This window comes from Geodermatophilus sp. SYSU D00879, from assembly GCF_054050375.1.
In genome coordinates this window covers 203,614-220,893 of sequence record NZ_JBJGZF010000003.1, presented here as the reverse complement: position 1 = coordinate 220,893, position 17,280 = coordinate 203,614, and the positions used below count along the sequence as shown (strand labels likewise).

Below are 17,280 nucleotides of genomic sequence, written 5' to 3'. Positions count from 1 at the left end.
TGTCCCGACCGTGCCGACCAACAAGCAGCGGCGGGTTGCCGCCCAGCGCCGCCTGCAGCGCCAGCTCGAGCGGCGCGCCGAGCTCGCCCGCAAGCGCCGTCGCAACCTGCTCGTCGTGGTGACCGTGATGGCCGTCGTGCTCGTCGCCGGGGCGGTGGCCCTGGTGGCCGGGCTCGGCGGGGACGACGACGACAGCGCCCAGGCCGCCGCCAGCAGCAGCTCGGCGGCCGCCGAGGGCAGCGAGGCGACCGCGGCCCCGGCGGTCACCAACGCCGACGGCACCGTCACCTGCACGTACGCGCCCGACACGTCCGGCAACCCGAACCTGACCGACGTCGGCACCCCGCCGGACCCGGCCTCCACCCCCGCCAGCGGCACGGTGCAGCTGCTCATGAGCACCGACCAGGGCGACGTCCCCCTGACCCTGGACCGCGCGAAGGCCCCGTGCGCCGCGGCGAGCTTCGCCTTCCTGGCCTCGCAGCAGTTCTTCGACGGCAGCACCTGCCACCGCGAGGTCAACCAGCCGACCTTCGGCGTCCTGCAGTGCGGCGACCCGACCGGCACCGGCTCCGGCGGCCCGGCCTACAAGTTCGCCGAGGAGGTCACGCCGGAGACGACCTACCCGCGCGGCACGATCGCCATGGCCAACAGCGGCTCCCCCGGCTCCACGGGCAGCCAGTTCTTCCTCTGCTTCGTCGACACCGACCTGCCGCCGGACTACACCGCGGTCGGCACCGTGGACGAGGCGGGCCTCGCGGTGCTCGACACCGTCGCCGCGGCGGGCAACGACGGCTCCTTCGAGCCGAGCCCCGGCGGCGGCGCGCCGAACCTCCCGGTGACCATCACCTCGATGACCGTCGTCGCGTGAGGCCGGCCCGGGCGGGCGCCGGTCTCACGGGCGCCCTGCTGGCGCTGTCGGCCTGCACGAGCACGGTCCCCGGCTCGGCGTCGCCGGTCCCCGACGGGACCGGCGACGCCGCCGGCGGCGGTGCGGGCGCCGCGACGGTCGCCTGCGAGTGGGTGGCCGCCCGGTCCGGCAACCCCTACGCCGTGGAGGTCCCCCCGCCCGACGACGAGGTGCCCGCCGAGGGCACCGCGGCGCTGCGGATGACCACCAGCCTGGGCGAGCTCGTCCTCACCCTGGACCGGGCCGGCGCCCCCTGCGCGGCGGCGAGCATGCTCCACCTGGCCGCGCGGGGCTTCTTCGACGGCTCCTCCTGCCACCGCGAGGTCGACAGCGAGGGCCTGCAGGTGCTGCAGTGCGGCGACCCGACCGGCACCGGGGCCGGCGGGCCCACCTACGCCTTCCCCACCGACGTCGACGGCGGCGAGACCTACCCCCGCGGCACGGTCGCGATGGCCAACAGCGGGCAGGGCCTCGACGGCAGCCAGTTCTTCCTCGTGTGGGGCGACAGCTCGCTGCCGCCGGACTACACCGTCGTCGGCAGGGTCGACGACGGCGGTCTGGCCGTCCTCGACGTCGTCGCGGCCCACGGCAACGACGGCTCGCTGGACCCCTCCCCCGGCGGCGGCGCCCCGACCGTCCCGGTGACGGTCACCTCGATGGCGCCCGTCGGCTAGTGGACGAAGGACCCCGTCCTCCCCACCCCTCGTGAGCTCGGGGCGGGGCCCGGGACGGGGCCGAAGGGCACACTCGTGGCGGTGACCGCCCGACCCGATGCCTACGCGGGGTTCCCGCCCGGGTTCTTCGCGCGCGACGACGAGCGGCCCGACGCGGAGTTCTACGGCCCGCCGCGGCTGGTCACCCACATCGACGACGCCGCGGTCGCCGCGGTCGGCGACCTCTACGCCGAGCTCGGCATCGACGGCGCGGCGCCGGTCCCCCGTCGGGTGCTGGACCTCATGTCCTCGTGGGTCTCGCACTTCCGCACCCCGCCGGCGGAGCTGGTGGTGCTCGGCATGAACGCCCGCGAGCTGGCCGCCAACCCCGCGGCCACCGAGCGGGTCGTGCGGGACCTCAACGCCGACCCGCGGCTGCCGCTGCCCGACGGCGACGTCGACGCCGTGGTGTGCTGCGTGTCGATCGACTACCTGACCCGGCCGATCGAGGTGCTCGCCGAGGCCGGGCGGGTGCTGCGTCCGGACGGGCCGCTGGCGGTCACCTTCTCGAACCGCTGCTTCCCCACCAAGGCCGTGCACGGCTGGCTGGCCACGACCGACGAGCAGCACGGCGCGCTGGTCGCCGAGCTGGTCCGGCGCACCGGGCTGTTCGCCGAGCCGGAGGTGTCGCTGCGCACCCCGCCCGGCGCCGGGGACCCGCTGTACGCGGTGGTGGCCCTCAGGCGGTGACGCGCTCGACGTCGAAGACGCCCTCGACGTTGCGCACCGTCTGCAGCACCGCGCCCAGGTGCGCGGGGTCGGCCAGCTCGAAGGTGAACCGGCTGACCGCCACCCGGTCCCGGCTGGTCTGCACCGACGCCGAGAGGATGTTGACCCGCTCGTCGGCGAGTGCCTTGGTGACGTCGGAGAGCAGCCGGTGCCGGTCGAGCGCCTCGACCTGGATCGAGACGAGGAACACCGACCCGGGCTGGCTGGCCCACTCGACCTCGACCAGCCGCTCGCTCTTGCGCCGCAGGTCCGCGGCGTTGGTGCAGTCGGTGCGGTGCACGCTCACCCCGCCGCCGCGGGTGACGAAGCCGAGCACGTCGTCGCCGGGCACCGGGGTGCAGCACTTGGCGAGCTTGGCCCAGACGTCGCTCATCCCGTGGACGACGATCCCGGGGTCGCCGCTGGCCGGGCGCCGGTGCAGCGGCCGCCGGGTGGGGATCGCGGTCTCGGCGATGTCCTCGACCGCGCCCTCGGCGCCGCCCAGCGCGGTGATCAGCTTGTCGACCACCGAGGCCGCGGAGATCTGGTTCTCCCCCACCGCCGCGTACAGCGCGGTGACGTCGGCGTAGCGCAGGTCCTTGGCCAGCGTGACCAGCGCCTCGCCGCCGAGCAGCCGCTGAAGCGGCAGGCCGGCCTTGCGCATGGCCCGGGTCAGGGCCTCCTTGCCGGCCTCGACGGCGTCGTCGCGGCGCTCCTTGGTGAACCACTGGCGGATCTTGGTCCGCGCGCGGGAGGAGCCGACGAAGGACAGCCAGTCCTTCGAGGGGCCGGCCGTGGGCGAGCGGGAGGTGAAGATCTCGACGACGTCGCCGTTGGACAGCTTGCTGTCCAGGCTGACCAGCGTGCCGTTGACCCGGGCGCCGATGCACCGGTGGCCGACCTCGGTGTGCACCGCGTAGGCGAAGTCCACCGGCGTCGACCCGCCGGGCAGGCTCATCACGTCGCCCTTGGGCGTGAAGACGAAGACCTCCTGCGGACCGAGGTCGTAGCGCAGGGTCTCGAGGAACTCGCCGGGCTCCTGGGCCTCGCGCTGCCAGTCCAGCAGCTGGCGCAGCCACAGCATGTCGTCGGGCGTGCCGACCTTCGAGGCGCCGAACTCGCCGGGGCCGGGCTTGCCGCCCTGCCGCGCCTTCTCCTTGTACTTCCAGTGCGCGGCGATGCCGTACTCGGCGGTGCGGTGCATGTCGTGCGTGCGGATCTGCAGCTCGACCGGCTTGCCCTGCGGACCGATCACCGTCGTGTGCAGCGACTGGTACATGTTGAACTTCGGCATCGCGACGAAGTCCTTGAAGCGCCCGGGCACCGGCTGCCAGTGCGCGTGCATGATGCCCAGCGCCGCGTAGCAGTCGCGGACGGTGTCGACCAGGATCCGGATGCCGACCAGGTCCCAGATGTCGGTGAAGTCCCGGCCGCGGACGATCATCTTCTGGTAGATCGAGTAGTAGTGCTTGGGCCGGCCGGTGACGACGGCCTGGATGCCGGCGGCCTTTAGCTGCTCGGTGACCGCCGCGGTCACCTCGGCCAGGTAGGTGTCGCGGGACGGCGCCCGCTCGGCCACCAGCCGGACGATCTCGTCGTAGCGCTTGGGGTAGAGCGTGGCGAACGCGAGGTCCTCGAGCTCCCACTTGATGGTGTTCATGCCCAGCCGGTGGGCCAGCGGGGCGAGGATCTCCAGCGTCTCGCGCGCCTTCTTCTCCTGCTTCTCCGGCGGGAGGAAGCGCAGCGTGCGCATGTTGTGCAGCCGGTCGGCGAGCTTGATGACCAGCACCCGCGGGTCGCGGGCCATCGCGACGATCATCTTGCGGATCGTCTCGGCCTGGGCGGCGTCGCCCAGCTTCACCTTGTCGATCTTGGTGACGCCGTCGACGAGGTGGGCGACCTCGGGGCCGAAGTCCGCGCTGATCGCCTCGAGGGTCTTGCCGGTGTCCTCGACGGTGTCGTGCAGCAGCGCGGCGACCAGCGTCGTGGTGTCCATCCCGAGCCCGGCGAGCACGGTGGCCACGGCCAGCGGGTGGGTGATGTAGGGGTCGCCGCTCTTGCGCTTCTGGGTGGCGTGCGCGGCCTCGGCGACGTCGTAGGCCCGCTGCAGCAGCCCGAGGTCGGCCTTGGGGTGGCTCTGCCGGTGCAGCGCGGCCAGCGGCTCGAGCACCGGGCGGACCTCGCTGCGCTGGCCCGCGACGATGCGGCGGGCCAGCCGGTCGCGCACCCGGCGCGGGCGGGCGGGGGCGCCCTCCTCCGGCGGCTCGCTGCCGACGTCGTCGGGGCGGCGGACCAGCGGCCGGGACGGCAGCGGGGCGCGCTCGTCCTGCGGCGGGGCGGGGTCCTCCTCGGGCCGCGCGCCAGCCACGCGGGTGGCGGGCGCGTCGGGTGCCACGGCGACTCCTGCGGGAGCAGAGGAGGAACGACCAGCACCATGCTAGCCGCGCCCGCCAGGGGCGCGGCCGCGCCGGGCCGGGGCTCCTCCTCAGGTGGTCCAGAGGGTGTGCACGGCGTGCGGGGCGAGCCGCTCGCGCCCGCCCAGGGCGGCCAGCTCGACGACCACCGACACCGCCGTCACCACGCCGCCGAGCTCCTCGACCAGCGCGACGGAGGCCGCCAGCGTGCCGCCGGTGGCGAGCACGTCGTCGACCAGCAGCACCCGCTGCCCGGGGTGCAGCGAGTCGGTGTGCATCTCGACGGTCGCGGTGCCGTACTCGAGCACGTAGTCCGCGGCGATCCGCTCCCGGGGCAGCTTGCCGGCCTTGCGCACCGGCACGACGCCGACGCCAGCGTGCAGCGCGACCGCCGCGGCCAGCAGGAACCCGCGGGCCTCGACGCCGACGACGACGTCGAAGCCCGGGTCGCCGGGGCGGCCGTCGTCGGTGTGCGCGACCGCCGCCGCGCGCGGGTCCACGAGCACCGGCGCGGCCAGGCCCTCCACCATGCGGCGGAAGGCCGGGCCGTCGGCGAAGACCGGCGTGAGGTCGCGGAACACGACCCCCGGCTCGGGGAAGTCCGGGACGTCGACGGCCAGGGAGGCGATGAGCTCGTCGAGGGGCGGCAGCGCCTCGGCGGTGCTCACCGGCGCTTCTTCGTCCCGCCCGGCCGCTGCGGCCGGACGCCCGGGCGCGGCGCCGCGGTGGCGCCGCGCGGCCGGGCGGCGTCGGGACCGACCGAGGCCGGCGACTCGACGACGACGTCGGCCTCCGCCGGGCCCAGCGATCCGGCGTCCCGCTCGGCGAGGGCCACCCCGCCGCCGGCGGCGCCGCCGCGGGCCCGGCGGGCGCTGGCGACCGGCCCGGCCGAGGCGCGGGCGCCCTGGCGGGCGGCGGCCGACCGGCGGGCGAGCACCCGCTTGCGCAGCGCGACGACCTCGGGCTCGCGCTCCTTGAGGTCGGCGACGATCGGCGTGGCCAGGAAGATCGACGAGTAGGCGCCCGCCGCGAGGCCGACGAACAGCACCAGCGCGAGGTCCTTGAGCGTGCCGACGCCGAGCAGGCCCGCGCCGACGAACAGCAGCCCGGCCACCGGCAGCAGCGCGATCACCGACGTGTTGATCGAGCGCATGAGGGTCTGGTTGACCGCGAGGTTGGCCGCCTCGCCCCAGGTCATGCGCGCGGTCTGCGCCAGGCCGCGGGTGTTCTCGTCGACCTTGTCGAAGACGACGACGGTGTCGTAGAGGGAGAACCCGAGGATGGTCAGCAGGCCGATGATCGTCGACGGCGTGACCTCGAAGCCGACCAGCGAGTAGACGCCGGCGGTGACCACGAGGTCGTGCAGCAGCGCGGCGATGGCGCCGATGGCCATCTTCGGCTGGAACCGGATGGCCAGGAACGCGATGACCGCGGCGAGGAACACCGCGAGCGCGATGAGCGCCTGGTCGGTGATGTCCTGGCCCCACTCGGCGCTCACCGACTCGGGGCTGACGGCGCCCGCGTCCACGCCGGCGGCGCCGGCCACCGCCTCGACGACCGCCCGCTCGCCGTCGTTGTCCAGCGCGCCGGTGCGCAGCAGGATCTCGTCGCCGCCGACCACCTGCGCCGAGGCGACGTCGGCGCCGGCGTCGGTGGCGGCCTCGCGCACCTGCTCCAGCTGCTCGGTGCCGCCCGGCACCCGGAAGCTGTTGCCACCGGCGAAGTCGATGCCGAAGTTGAAGCCGCGGAACACCATCGAGGCGATGCAGACCAGCACGACCACCGCGGTGACCTTGTAGATCAGCCGGCTGCGACCCACGACGTCGAGGCCGGCCTCGCCGTTGTAGAGCCGGTGCGCCAGGGAGGCCCGGCGCTCGGGACGGCGGGTCGCGCTGCCCTCCGCGGGCAGGCCGGCGTCGGCGAGCGCGGCGTCGTCGGCCGCCGCGGCGGCGTCCTCGGCGGCCGACGCGTCGGCCGCGCGGGCCTCGTCGGCCTCGGTGCCCACCGGCACCGGTGTGTCCTGCTCGCGGCTCATGCCCTGCTCCTGTCCTGCGACGCACGGGTGCCCGCCGCGGCGCCGACCAGCTCGCGCTCCGCGCGGACGGACGGGGCCGCCGAGCGCAGCGACCGGTCGACCTGGCCGAGCCCGGAGAACCGGCTCGACCCGAACGACCGGAACCGGGCGAGCACGGCCATCAGCGGGTGGGTGAAGAGGAAGACGACGACCAGGTCCAGGACCGTGGACAGGCCGAGGGTGAACGCGAAGCCCTTCACGTCACCGATGGCCAGCCAGTAGAGGATCGCCGCGGCGAGGAAGCTGACCGCGTCGGCCGAGAGGATCGTGCGGCGGGCGCGGACCCAGGCGCGCGGCACCGCCGAGCGCAGCGTCCGGCCCTCGCGGATCTCGTCCTTGAGCCGTTCGAAGTAGACGACGAACGAGTCGGCGGTGATGCCGATGGCCACGATGAACCCGGCGATGCCGGCGAGGCTCAGCGTGAAGCCGATCTCGCGGCCGAGCAGCACCAGGCTCGCGTAGACGACGACCGCCGACAGGATGAGGCTGGCGATCATCACCAGGCCGAGCAGCCGGTAGTAGACCAGCGCGTAGACGAAGACCAGCGCGATGCCGATGGCGCCGGCGATCAGGCCCGCCTGCAGCTGCTCGGCGCCGAGCTCGGTGGAGATCGACTGGGCGGTGGCCTGGGTGAAGGTCAGCGGCAGCGCGCCGTAGCGCAGCTGGTTGGCCAGTTCCTCGGCGCTCTGCTGGTCGAACGAGCCGGTGATCGTCGTCTGGCCGTTGATCGCGCCCTGGATGGTGGGCGCGGACACGACCCGGCCGTCGAGGGTGAAGGCGACGTTGGTGCCGACGTTGGCGGCGGTGTACTCCGCCCAGGTGGCGCGGCCCTCGGAGTTGAAGTCCAGCAGCACGACCCACTCACCGGTGGTCTGCTGCGTGCCGGCGCTGGCGTCGGCGATCTCGGTGCCCTCGATGATCGTGGGGCCGAGCAGGTACTTCTGGGTGCCGTCCTCGCTGCAGGCCGCGACGTAGTCGTCCGGGCGGGCCACCTCGCTGGTGGTGTCCTCGGGGTCGCAGGTCAGCGTCGCGTACTGCGCCGCGGCCTCCTCCTGGGTCACCGCCGGGCGGTCCTGGTCGAGCGCGGGGTCGCTCACCGCGCCGTCGCTCGGGGTGGCGGAGTCCGTCGTCCCGGTGTCGGTCGGGGTGGCCGCGTCGGTCGGCGCCGCGCTGTCGGTGGGGGCCGCGCTGTCGGTGGGGGCCGCGCTGTCCGTCGGCGTCGCGCCGTCGGTGGGCGTGGCGGAGTCGCTCGGCGTGGCGGAGTCGGTGCTCTCGGCGGGGGCGGCCGCCTCGGGGCCGGTCACCACCGGGCGGAACCGCAGCTGGGCGGTCTGGCCCAGCTCACGGGCCTGCTCGCCGTCGTCGCCGGGCACCGAGATGACGATGTTCGCGTCGCCCTCGGTGACCACCTCGGCCTCGGCGACGCCGAGGCCGTTGACCCGCTGCTCGATGATCTGGCGGGCGAGCTCGAGGTCCTCGGGCGCCGGCGCCTGCCCGTCGGGCGTGCGCGCGGTCAGCGTGACCGTGGTCCCGCCGCGCAGGTCCAGGCCGAGCTGGGGGGTGCGGTCGGAGCCGGTGAGGAAGATCAGGCCGTACATGACGGCCACGATCAGGACCAGCGCGCCGAAGTAGCGGCGCGCCGGCAGGGCGCGGTTGGCCACGGGTCCTCCGTCAGAGGGTCTTGCCGGTGGGGCCGTCGCCCGGCCGGTCGTCCCGGAGCGTGGTCTCGTCCGGGGCGGGCTCGACCACGGTGTCCCCGGTCGCCACCGGGCCGGGCACCTCGCCGGCCACCGGGCGGACCTGGAGGACCGCCTGCCGGGCGTAGGTCACGACGACGCCCGGGGCGATCTGGACCTGGATGGTGGCCGGGTCGTCGAGACCGGCCACCGTGCCGTGCACGCCGCCGGCCATGGTGACCGGCACGCCGATCGCCAGCGCCGACTGCGTCTGGTTCTGCTGGCGCTTGCGGGCCCGCGCGGGGAGCACGACCAGCGCCACGAACGCCAGCACGAGCAGGAGCAGGGGGAACAGTTCCACGACGGGAGTGCCTCTCTACCGCGCCGGTTGCGCGCGGTCGGTGCGGCCCGGGTCGGGACCGCTCGGGTACGTCGGTCGTGGCGCGCGGGGCACCGTCCGCGCCGACACGGGATCGCACGGCCGGGACCGGTCGGCCCGGGGAGGGCCGAGTTGCGCGCCAGCGCCGATGAGTCTAGGCGTCGAACAGGGGTTCCGACGACGCGCCCGGGTCACGCGGGACGGCTGTGACACCCCCGAGGGGGATACCGCCGCGCGGCACCGGGTGGCCGAGGTGCCGCCAGGCCGCCTCGGTGGCCACCCGCCCGCGGGGGGTGCGGGCGAGCAGCCCGGCGCGGACGAGGAACGGCTCGCACACCTCCTCGACGGTGCTCGGCTCCTCGCCCACCGCGACCGCCAGCGTGGACACACCGACCGGCCCGCCGGAGAAGCGCACGACGAGCGCCTCGAGCACCGCCCGGTCCAGCCGGTCCAGGCCCAGGTCGTCGACGTCGTAGAGCGCCAGCGCGGCCTGCGCGACCGCGCGGGTGACCCGGCCGTCGGCCTCGACCTCGGCGTAGTCGCGCACCCGGCGCAGCAGCCGGTTGGCGATGCGCGGCGTCCCGCGGGAGCGGCCGGCGATCTCGGCCGAGCCGTCGTCGGTGAGCTCGACGCCGAGCAGCGCGGCGCTGCGGGCGAGCACCTGCTGCAGCTCGGCCGGCTCGTAGAACTCCATCTGCCCGACGAAGCCGAACCGGTCGCGCAGCGGCCCGGTCAGCAGCCCCGCGCGGGTGGTGGCGCCGACCAGGGTGAACGGGTTGATCTCCAGCGGGATCGCGGTGGCGCCGGGCCCCTTGCCGACGACGACGTCGACCCGGAAGTCCTCCATCGCCATGTACAGCAGTTCCTCGGCGGGCCGCGCGATGCGGTGGATCTCGTCGATGAACAGCACGTCGCCGGGGCCGAGGTTGGACAGCATCGCGGCGAGGTCGCCGGAGCGCTCGATCGCCGGGCCGCTGGTGATCTTCACCGAGGTGCCGAGCTCCGAGCCGATGATCAGCGCGAGGCTGGTCTTGCCGAGCCCGGGCGGACCGGACAGCAGCACGTGGTCCGGCGGCCGGCCCCGGCGCTTGGCGCCCTCGAGGACCAGCGCGAGCTGGCGGGCGACCTTGGGCTGGCCGATGAAGTCGTGCAGCGAGTGCGGCCGCAGCGCGGACTCGACCACCCGCTCCTCGTCCCCGGCCTGCGGGGAGACGGCGAAGTCGCGGCTGATGCCGGACTCCACCTCGCCGGTCAGCGACCGGTCGAACGGGGCGCTCACGCGTCCTCCTCGCTGGCGCTCGTCGGCCGCGTGCGCGGCGCTGCTCTGCTCATCGGTTCGCTCGCACGCTCGCTCACGCCCGGCCCAGCAGCTGCAGCGCCTGGCGCAGCAGCAGCGCGACGTCGACCCGGCCGGTGCTGGTGAGCTGCTCCTCGGCGACCGGCGCGAGGGCGGTGAGGGCGGTGTCGGCCTCCTTGGTGGACCAGCCGAGCCCGACCAGCGCCGAGGACAGCTGGTCGCGCCAGGGCGCCACCGGGGTGACCGGCGCGAGGCCGGCCGGGGCGGGTCCGTCGAGCTGCGTGTCGGTGGTGGTCGAGCCCAGCCGGTCGCGCAGCTCGAGGATCAGCCGCTCGGCCCCCTTCTTGCCGATGCCGGGCACCTGGGTGAGCGCCTTGACGTCGGCCATGGACACCGCGCGGCGGACCTCGCGCGGCGGGTGGATGGCCAGCACCGCCTGCGCCAGCCGCGGGCCGACGCCGTTGGCGGTCTGCAGCAGCTCGAACAGCTGCCGCTCGTCGTCGTCGGCGAAGCCGTAGAGGGTGAGGGAGTCCTCGCGCACGACCAGGCTGGTGGCCAGGCGGGCGTCCTCCCCGACGGTGAGGCGGGCGATGGTGCCGGGCGTGCACTGCACGGCCAGGCCGATGCCGCCGACCTCGACGACCGCGCCCTCGGGGCCGACCGCGGCGACCCGGCCGCTCACCGAGGCGATCACCGGGACACCCCCTGCCAGCGGGGCAGCGTCCGCTGCACCACCGGCGCGCCGATGCCGCCGGCGATCGCCGCGACCCGCAGCCGGTCCTGGGCCGGGCCGCGCCACACGTGGCAGACCGCCAGTGCCAGGGCGTCGGCGGCGTCGGCCGGCTTGGGGGCCGACGCCAGCCCCAGCACCCGGGTGACCATCAGGGTGACCTGCTCCTTGTCCGCGCGGCCGTTGCCGGAGATGGCCGCCTTGACCTCGCTGGGCGTGTGCCAGGCGACCGGCCGGTCGGCCTGCGCCGCGGCCAGCGCCGCGACGCCGGCCGCCTGCGCGGTGCCGGTGGCGGTGCCCTTGTTGTTCTGGGTGAACACCCGCTCGATGGCCACGACGTCGGGCCGGTGCTCGCGCAGCAGCGCGGTGACCTGGGTGTGCAGCTCCAGCAGCCGCAGCTCCAGGTCCAGGTCCGCGGAGCTGCGGATTACCCCGACGCCCACGGCGGCCGGGCGCGCGCCGGGACGGCCGTCGACCACACCCCAGCCGCACCGGGTCAGCCCCGGGTCGATGCCGAGCACCCGCATGCCCGCTCCCCCTCTCACCGAACGCGTGTTCGACCGCAACCGTAACCGTCCCCGACGACGGCGCCGTCGCGCAACACGCAGGACGGTCCGGGGAGCGGTGCTCGGCCCCGGCCGTGCGCGGCGGGGAGGGAGAGGAGGAGCTCCCTCAGCCGACCTTCTCGAGCACCTCGTCGGAGACGTCGTAGTTGGCGTAGACGTTCTGGACGTCGTCGAGGTCCTCGAGCGCGTCGATGAGGCGGAACACCTTGCCGGCGCCCTCCTCGTCGAGCTCGACGGTGACGCTGGGCACGAACCCGGCCTCGGCGGAGTCGTAGTCGATGCCGGCGTCCTGCAGCGCGGTGCGGACGGCGACCAGGTCACCGGGCTCGGAGACGACCTCGAAGGTGTCGCCGAGGTCGCGGACCTCCTCGGCACCGGCGTCGAGGACCGCCACGAGGACGGTGTCCTCGTCGACGCCGTCGGCCTTGGGGACGACGACGACGCCCTTGCGGGTGAACAGGTAGGACACCGAGCCGGGGTCGGCCATCGAGCCGCCGTTGCGGGTCATCGCGGTGCGCACCTCGGAGGCGGACCGGTTGCGGTTGTCGGTGAGGCACTCGATGAGCACCGCGACGCCGCCGGAGCCGTAGCCCTCGTAGGTGATCGACTGGTACTCGACGCCGCCGGCCTCGGCGCCCGAACCGCGCTTGACCGCGCGGTCGATGTTGTCGTTGGGGACCGAGGACTTCTTCGCCTTCTGGATGGCGTCGTAGAGCGTCGGGTTGCCCGCGGGGTCACCGCCGCCGGTGCGCGCCGCGACCTCGATGTTCTTGATCAGCTTGGCGAACAGCTTGCCGCGCTTGGCGTCGATGGCGGCCTTCTTGTGCTTCGTGGTCGCCCACTTGGAATGGCCGCTCACTGTGCTCCTCCGAGGTCGGGGGCGCCGGCACCGGCGCCGCTGGGGACTGCGACCGCCCCGCCGACCGCGCGCCGCACGATCTCCACGAAGAACGCGTGGACCCGGGTGTCCCCGGTCAGCTCGGGGTGGAAGCTGGTGGCCACGACGTCGCCCTGGCGCACCGCGACGATCCTACCGTCGGCCGCTCCGCCCTCGACCCGCCCGAGGACCTGCACCCCCGGCCCGGCCTCCTCGACCCACGGCGCGCGGATGAACACGGCCGACAGCGGGCCGCCGGGCACGCCCTGCACCGCGACGCGCGACTCGAAGGAGTCGGCCTGCCGGCCGAAGGCGTTGCGCCGCACGGTGACGTCGAGGCCGCCGATCGTCTGCTGGCCGGGCGGGGCGTCGAGGAGCCGGTCGGCCAGCAGCACCAGCCCGGCGCAGGTGCCGTACACCGGCAGACCGCCGCGGACCGCGGCGCGCAGCGGCTCGAGCAGCCCGGTGCGGACGGCGAGGTTCGCCATCGTGGTCGACTCACCGCCGGGCAGGACCAGCCCGTCGACGGCGGCCAGCTCGGCGGGGCGCCGCACCGGCACCGCGTCCGCGCCGAGCCCGGTCAGGACCGCGAGGTGCTCACGGACGTCGCCCTGCAGCGCGAGCACCCCGATCCGGGGCGCGCTCACCAGCCGCGCGCGGCGAACCGCTGCGAGTCGGGCAGCGTGTCCACGTTGATCCCGACCATCGCCTCGCCCAGCCCGCGGGAGACCTTGGCGATCACGTCGGGGTCGTCGTGGAACGTCGTCGCCTGGACGATCGCGGCGGCGCGCCGGGCCGAGTCGCCGGACTTGAAGATCCCCGAGCCCACGAACACGCCCTCGGCGCCCAGCTGCATCATCATCGCCGCGTCGGCCGGGGTGGCGATGCCGCCGGCGGTGAACAGCACGACCGGCAGCTTCCCCGTGCGGGCCACCTCGGCCACCAGGTCGTGCGGCGCGCGCAGCTCCTTCGCCGCGACGAACAGCTCGGCCTCGTCGAGGGTGCCCAGCCGCCGGATGCCGGCCCGGATCGCCCGCACGTGCCGCGTCGCCTCGACGACGTTGCCCGTGCCCGCCTCGCCCTTCGACCGGATCATGGCCGCGCCCTCGGCGATCCGCCGCAGCGCCTCGCCCAGGTCGGTGGCGCCGCAGACGAACGGCACGGTGAACGCGTGCTTGTCGATGTGGTGCGCCTCGTCGGCCGGGGTGAGCACCTCGGACTCGTCGACGTAGTCGACCCCGAGGCTCTGCAGCACCTGCGCCTCGACGAAGTGCCCGATGCGGGCCTTGGCCATGACCGGGATCGAGACGGCGGAGACGATCCCGTCGATCATGTCGGGGTCGCTCATCCGCGCGATGCCGCCCTGCGCGCGGATGTCGGCGGGCACCCGCTCGAGCGCCATGACGGCGACGGCGCCGGCGTCCTCGGCGATCCTCGCCTGCTCGGGCGTGACGACGTCCATGATCACCCCGCCCTTGAGCTGCTCGGCGAGGCCGCGCTTGACGCGGGAGGTGCCGGTGACGGGGAGGGCGGTGGGGTCGGACACGACTGCTCCTGGGTGGTGCGGCGGGCAGGCCGCACGACCGCGCGGCCCGGCCCAGCGTAGGCGGGCTCAGCCGCGGGGCGTGCCGGCGCCCGTGGGGACCGCGTCCAGGCGGTCCTCGACGTCGAAGAACCGCGGCAGCGGCCGGCCGGCGTGCAGCCGCAGCAGCCGGGGCAGCCGCCGCTGGCGCAGCAGCGCGGTGTCCCGGACGGCGTCGTTGTAGAAGCGCCGGGCCAGGCCCATCCGGGCCTCGGCCTCGGCCAGCCCGGCGAGCAGCTCCGCGGGGACCCCCGGAAGCTCCGCCGGCAGCGCGCGCAGCTCCCGGCCCAGGGCGTTCTCGGCCAGCTCCCGGTCGCCGGCCGGCGTCCGCCGCGCCTCGTAGGCGGCGGTCTTCAGCCGGGTCGCGCGGTCCTCACCGAGCGCGGCGCTGTACCCGGAGCCCAGGTCCTCGGCCAGCGCCGCGCGGGAGCGCAGCCGGTCCTCGAGCACCGTCCGCGCGCGGGCGACCCGGGCCTCCAGCCGCCGCAGCCGGGTGAGCGTCCAGGCGGTCCAGGCCAGCACGAGGACGACGACGACCGCGGCGACGAGCATCCAGGCGCCGGGTGTCACCCGAGGCACGCTAGCGGCGGACGCGCCTCAGCAGGGAGGGCAACACCCCGTCGGTGGTGGCCGTCACCTCCGGCCACGCCTCGTCGTCGCCGGCCGTGACCTGCCCTGCGCCGGGGAGCACGACGGTCTCGTAGACGGCGAGCACCCGGCGGGCGACCACCTGCCAGTCGTAGCCCGCGGCCACCTCGCTGCCGGTCGCCGACAGCGCCGTCCGGCGGGCGGGGTCGGCGAGCAGGTCCGACAGCGCCCGCGCCAGCGCCGCGCTGTCCCCGCGACGCACCAGCACCCCGGCCGCGCCGTCCTCGAGCACCCGCGCGAACGCGTCGAGGTCGCTGGCCACGATCGGCGCGCCGGCGGCCATGGCCTCGATGAGCACCACGCCGAAGGACTCGCCGAGCAGGTTGGGCGCGCAGTAGACGTCCACCGAGCGCAGGAAGGCGGCCTTGTCGGCCTCGGGGATCTCGCCGAGCAGGACGACGTGCGCGCGCAGGTCCTCCCCCACCGCCTCGCGCAGGGCGTCGGGGTCGCCGCGGCCGGCCACCAGCAGCCGGGCGCCGGGGTGCTCCCGGACGACGGTCCGCATCGCCTCCAGCAGCACCGGCAGGCCCTTGCGGGGCTCGTCGTAGCGGCCGAGGAACCCGATCGTCGGCCCGTCGACGCCGCGCGCGGCCCCGGGCAGGGCCGGGCCCTCGGCGAAGAACCCGACGTGCACGCCGTTCGGGATGATCACCGCGTCGCCACCGAGGTGCTCGACCTGCACGCGGCGGGCGAAGTCGGAGACGGCGATCCGGCCGGTGATCCTCTCCAGCCAGGGGCGCACGACCGGCCCCCAGGCGGCCAGCCACTTCGACCGCACGGTCGCGGCGTGGAAGGTGGCCACGATGGGGCCGGTGGCGATCATGCAGACCAGCAGGCCGATCGACGGCGGCGCCGGGTCGTGCACGTGGACGACGTCGAAGTGCCCCTCGCGCAGCCAGCGGCGCACCCGCGCGGCGGACACCGGCCCGAACTGCACGCTGGCCATCGAGCCGTTGTACGGGATCGGCACGGTGCGCCCGGCCCAGGTGAGCCAGGGGTCGGTGAGCGACTCCTCGTGCTCGGCCGGGGTGAGCACCTCGACGTGGTGGCCGAGCCCGCGCAGCGTCTCGGCCAGGTCGCGCACGTGGTACTGGACGCCCCCGGGGACGTCCCACTGGTAGGGGCAGACCAGGCCGATCCGCATCAGCGACGCTCCCCCGCCGGCGGGTCGGGCGGCACGTCGGCCCAGATGCGCCCGAGCACGTGCCAGTCCTCCGGCTGCCGCGCGATGTCGGCGGTGAACGCGTCGGCCACGCCCTGCATCGCCGTCGCCACCCGGTCCCGCAGCCGGGCCCCGCCGTCCAGCGGCACCTCCTCGCCGACCTGCAGCACCCAGCCGCGCTCGCTGAACCGGCAGGTGACCGGGTGCAGCGAGGCGCCGGTCTGCGCGGCCAGCAGCGCGGGGCCGCCGGGCATGGTGGACGGCCGGCCGAAGAACTCGACGGGCACGCCGCCGGAGCCGAGGTCCCGGTCGACCAGCAGGCACACCGAGCGCCCGGCCTCCAGCCACTCCCGCAGCACCGCCGAGCTCGGCCGCTCCCCGCCGGTCAGGGGCACCACACGCATGCCGAGGGTCTCCCGGTAGGCGAGGAACCGCTCGTACAGCGACTCCGGCCGCAGCCGCTCGGCGACGGTCATGAACGGCTCGCCGAGCCAGTCGAGGAACCACACCCCGGCGGCGTCCCAGTTGCCGCTGTGCGGCAGCGCCAGGATCACCGGCCGGCCCTGCGCGCGGGCGCGGGCGAGGTGGTCGATACCGGGGACGACGGTGTCGCGCAGCACCCGCGCGGTGCCCAGGCGGGGCAGCCGGAAGGCCTCCTGCCAGTACCGGGCGTAGGAGCGCAGCGCGCGGGCGGTGAGCGCGTCGAGCTCGTCCTCGGCGAGCTTGCCGCCGGTGGCCACGCGCAGGTTGGCCCGCAGCTGGCGGGTGCCCCGGCCCTCGCGGCCGGCGGCGAACCGGGCGACCGCGTCGAACGCGCCGCGGGCCACCGGCTCGGGCAGCCACTGCACCGCCTGCCAGCCCGCGGCGTAGCCGACGTCGGTGGCCCGCGCGGCCGCCCGCGCCCGGAGGCTGCTCACGGGGCCGGCGCCGTCGGCGTCAGCGACTTCCCGCGGGCGCCGCGGTGGACGGCGGCCACCCGCTGGGCGACGGTCACCGCGCCGCCCACCACCAGCAGCCACAGCCCCACGTCGACGGCGTACGGGAGGCCCAGGCCGGTGAGGCCGGTGCCGGTCAGCACGAGGATCAGCCGCTCGGTGCGCTCGACGAGGCCGACGTCGCACGGGATGCCGACGCCTTCGGCCCGCGCCTTGGTGTAGCTGGTCAGCACGCCGAGGACGAGCCCCACCATGGCCAGCAGGGCGAGCAGCCGGTCGTCGCCCGCGCCGGTGTACCACCACACCAGCGCCCCGAAGACCGCGGCGTCGACGGCGCGGTCGCAGGTCGAGTCCAGCACCGCGCCGAACGCCGACCCGCCGCCGCGGGCCCGCGCGAGCGCGCCGTCGAGCATGTCGAGCAGCACGAACAGCGTGACGGTGAACGCGCCCCAGAACAGGTGCCCGGTGGCGATGAGGGTGACCGCCGCGGCGATCGCGCCGACGGTCCCGGTGACCGTGATCGCGTCCGGCGTCACCCCGGCCCGCGCCAGCCGGGTGACCACCGGTGCCCAGAACCGGCCGACGGCCGCCCGGGCACCCGAGCCCAGCACG

18 protein-coding genes are annotated in these 17,280 nt (G+C 75.3%); 3 read left to right on the top strand and 15 right to left on the bottom strand.

What is annotated here, in order from left to right:
* Positions 1–10: 10 nt before the first annotated feature.
* From ACI79B_RS06695 to ACI79B_RS06685, 3 genes are all read left to right on the top strand, one after another.
* The gene (locus ACI79B_RS06695; protein ID WP_456926749.1) at positions 11–868 is read left to right on the top strand and encodes a peptidylprolyl isomerase; all 858 of its coding nucleotides are present in this window, start codon (positions 11–13) and stop codon (positions 866–868) included.
* Entirely contained in the window at positions 865–1,581 is a 717-nt protein-coding gene (locus ACI79B_RS06690; RefSeq protein WP_456926748.1) for a peptidylprolyl isomerase, read from the top strand. Before ACI79B_RS06695 ends, ACI79B_RS06690 begins: the two co-directional genes overlap by 4 nt.
* 81 nt (positions 1,582–1,662) lie before the next feature.
* Positions 1,663–2,310, top strand: a complete 648-nt coding sequence (locus tag ACI79B_RS06685; RefSeq protein WP_456926747.1) for a class I SAM-dependent methyltransferase — start codon at positions 1,663–1,665, stop codon at positions 2,308–2,310.
* Here ACI79B_RS06685 and ACI79B_RS06680 read toward each other — a convergent pair.
* The 15 genes from ACI79B_RS06680 to pgsA all read right to left on the bottom strand — a co-directional run bounded on the left by ACI79B_RS06680 (position 2,300) and on the right by pgsA (position 17,279).
* Positions 2,300–4,723 carry a RelA/SpoT family protein gene (locus ACI79B_RS06680; RefSeq protein WP_456926746.1) on the bottom strand — a complete coding sequence of 808 codons (2,424 nt, stop codon included), beginning with the start codon at positions 4,721–4,723 and terminating at the stop codon, positions 2,300–2,302. The genes ACI79B_RS06685 and ACI79B_RS06680 overlap by 11 nt on opposite strands.
* Before the next feature lie 90 nt (positions 4,724–4,813).
* A complete protein-coding gene (locus ACI79B_RS06675; protein ID WP_456926745.1) occupies positions 4,814–5,410 on the bottom strand; it encodes an adenine phosphoribosyltransferase in 597 nt (198 codons plus the stop codon).
* Complete coding sequence (gene secF, locus ACI79B_RS06670; protein WP_456926744.1) at positions 5,407–6,777, bottom strand: protein translocase subunit SecF; 1,371 nt, start codon at positions 6,775–6,777, stop codon at positions 5,407–5,409. Before secF ends, ACI79B_RS06675 begins: the two co-directional genes overlap by 4 nt.
* Positions 6,774–8,477 carry a protein translocase subunit SecD gene (gene secD, locus ACI79B_RS06665; protein WP_456926743.1) on the bottom strand — a complete coding sequence of 568 codons (1,704 nt, stop codon included), beginning with the start codon at positions 8,475–8,477 and terminating at the stop codon, positions 6,774–6,776. Before secD ends, secF begins: the two co-directional genes overlap by 4 nt.
* A 10-nt stretch (positions 8,478–8,487) precedes the next feature.
* On the bottom strand, positions 8,488–8,853 hold the full coding sequence (locus ACI79B_RS06660; RefSeq protein ID WP_456926742.1) for a preprotein translocase subunit YajC: 366 nt from the start codon (positions 8,851–8,853) through the stop codon (positions 8,488–8,490).
* A 172-nt stretch (positions 8,854–9,025) separates the two neighbouring features.
* Positions 9,026–10,150 (bottom strand): Holliday junction branch migration DNA helicase RuvB, encoded by a 1,125-nt coding sequence (ruvB, locus tag ACI79B_RS06655; RefSeq protein WP_456926741.1) that lies wholly within the window; start codon positions 10,148–10,150, stop codon positions 9,026–9,028.
* A 73-nt stretch (positions 10,151–10,223) separates the two neighbouring features.
* The gene (gene ruvA, locus ACI79B_RS06650; RefSeq protein ID WP_456926740.1) at positions 10,224–10,862 is read right to left on the bottom strand and encodes a Holliday junction branch migration protein RuvA; all 639 of its coding nucleotides are present in this window, start codon (positions 10,860–10,862) and stop codon (positions 10,224–10,226) included.
* Entirely contained in the window at positions 10,859–11,425 is a 567-nt protein-coding gene (gene ruvC, locus ACI79B_RS06645; RefSeq protein ID WP_456926739.1) for a crossover junction endodeoxyribonuclease RuvC, read from the bottom strand. The genes ruvA and ruvC overlap by 4 nt, the downstream gene beginning before the upstream one ends.
* A gap of 145 nt (positions 11,426–11,570) precedes the next feature.
* Positions 11,571–12,323: a YebC/PmpR family DNA-binding transcriptional regulator gene (locus ACI79B_RS06640; RefSeq protein WP_456926738.1), complete on the bottom strand. Its 753-nt coding sequence runs from the start codon at positions 12,321–12,323 to the stop codon at positions 11,571–11,573.
* Positions 12,320–12,988, bottom strand: coding sequence for a pyridoxal 5'-phosphate synthase glutaminase subunit PdxT (pdxT, locus tag ACI79B_RS06635; RefSeq protein WP_456926737.1), 669 nt, complete (start codon positions 12,986–12,988; stop codon positions 12,320–12,322). Before pdxT ends, ACI79B_RS06640 begins: the two co-directional genes overlap by 4 nt.
* On the bottom strand, positions 12,985–13,887 hold the full coding sequence (pdxS, locus tag ACI79B_RS06630; RefSeq protein WP_456926736.1) for a pyridoxal 5'-phosphate synthase lyase subunit PdxS: 903 nt from the start codon (positions 13,885–13,887) through the stop codon (positions 12,985–12,987). Before pdxS ends, pdxT begins: the two co-directional genes overlap by 4 nt.
* A gap of 66 nt (positions 13,888–13,953) precedes the next feature.
* On the bottom strand, positions 13,954–14,493 hold the full coding sequence (locus ACI79B_RS06625) for a hypothetical protein (protein ID WP_456926735.1): 540 nt from the start codon (positions 14,491–14,493) through the stop codon (positions 13,954–13,956).
* A gap of 10 nt (positions 14,494–14,503) precedes the next feature.
* Positions 14,504–15,715, bottom strand: coding sequence for a glycosyltransferase family 4 protein (locus tag ACI79B_RS06620; protein ID WP_456926734.1), 1,212 nt, complete (start codon positions 15,713–15,715; stop codon positions 14,504–14,506).
* Positions 15,715–16,650: a phosphatidylinositol mannoside acyltransferase gene (locus tag ACI79B_RS06615; RefSeq protein ID WP_456926733.1), complete on the bottom strand. Its 936-nt coding sequence runs from the start codon at positions 16,648–16,650 to the stop codon at positions 15,715–15,717. The genes ACI79B_RS06620 and ACI79B_RS06615 overlap by 1 nt, the downstream gene beginning before the upstream one ends.
* Entirely contained in the window at positions 16,647–17,279 is a 633-nt protein-coding gene (gene pgsA, locus ACI79B_RS06610) for a phosphatidylinositol phosphate synthase (protein ID WP_456926732.1), read from the bottom strand. The genes ACI79B_RS06615 and pgsA overlap by 4 nt, the downstream gene beginning before the upstream one ends.
* Between the last annotated feature and the right edge of the window lies 1 nt (position 17,280).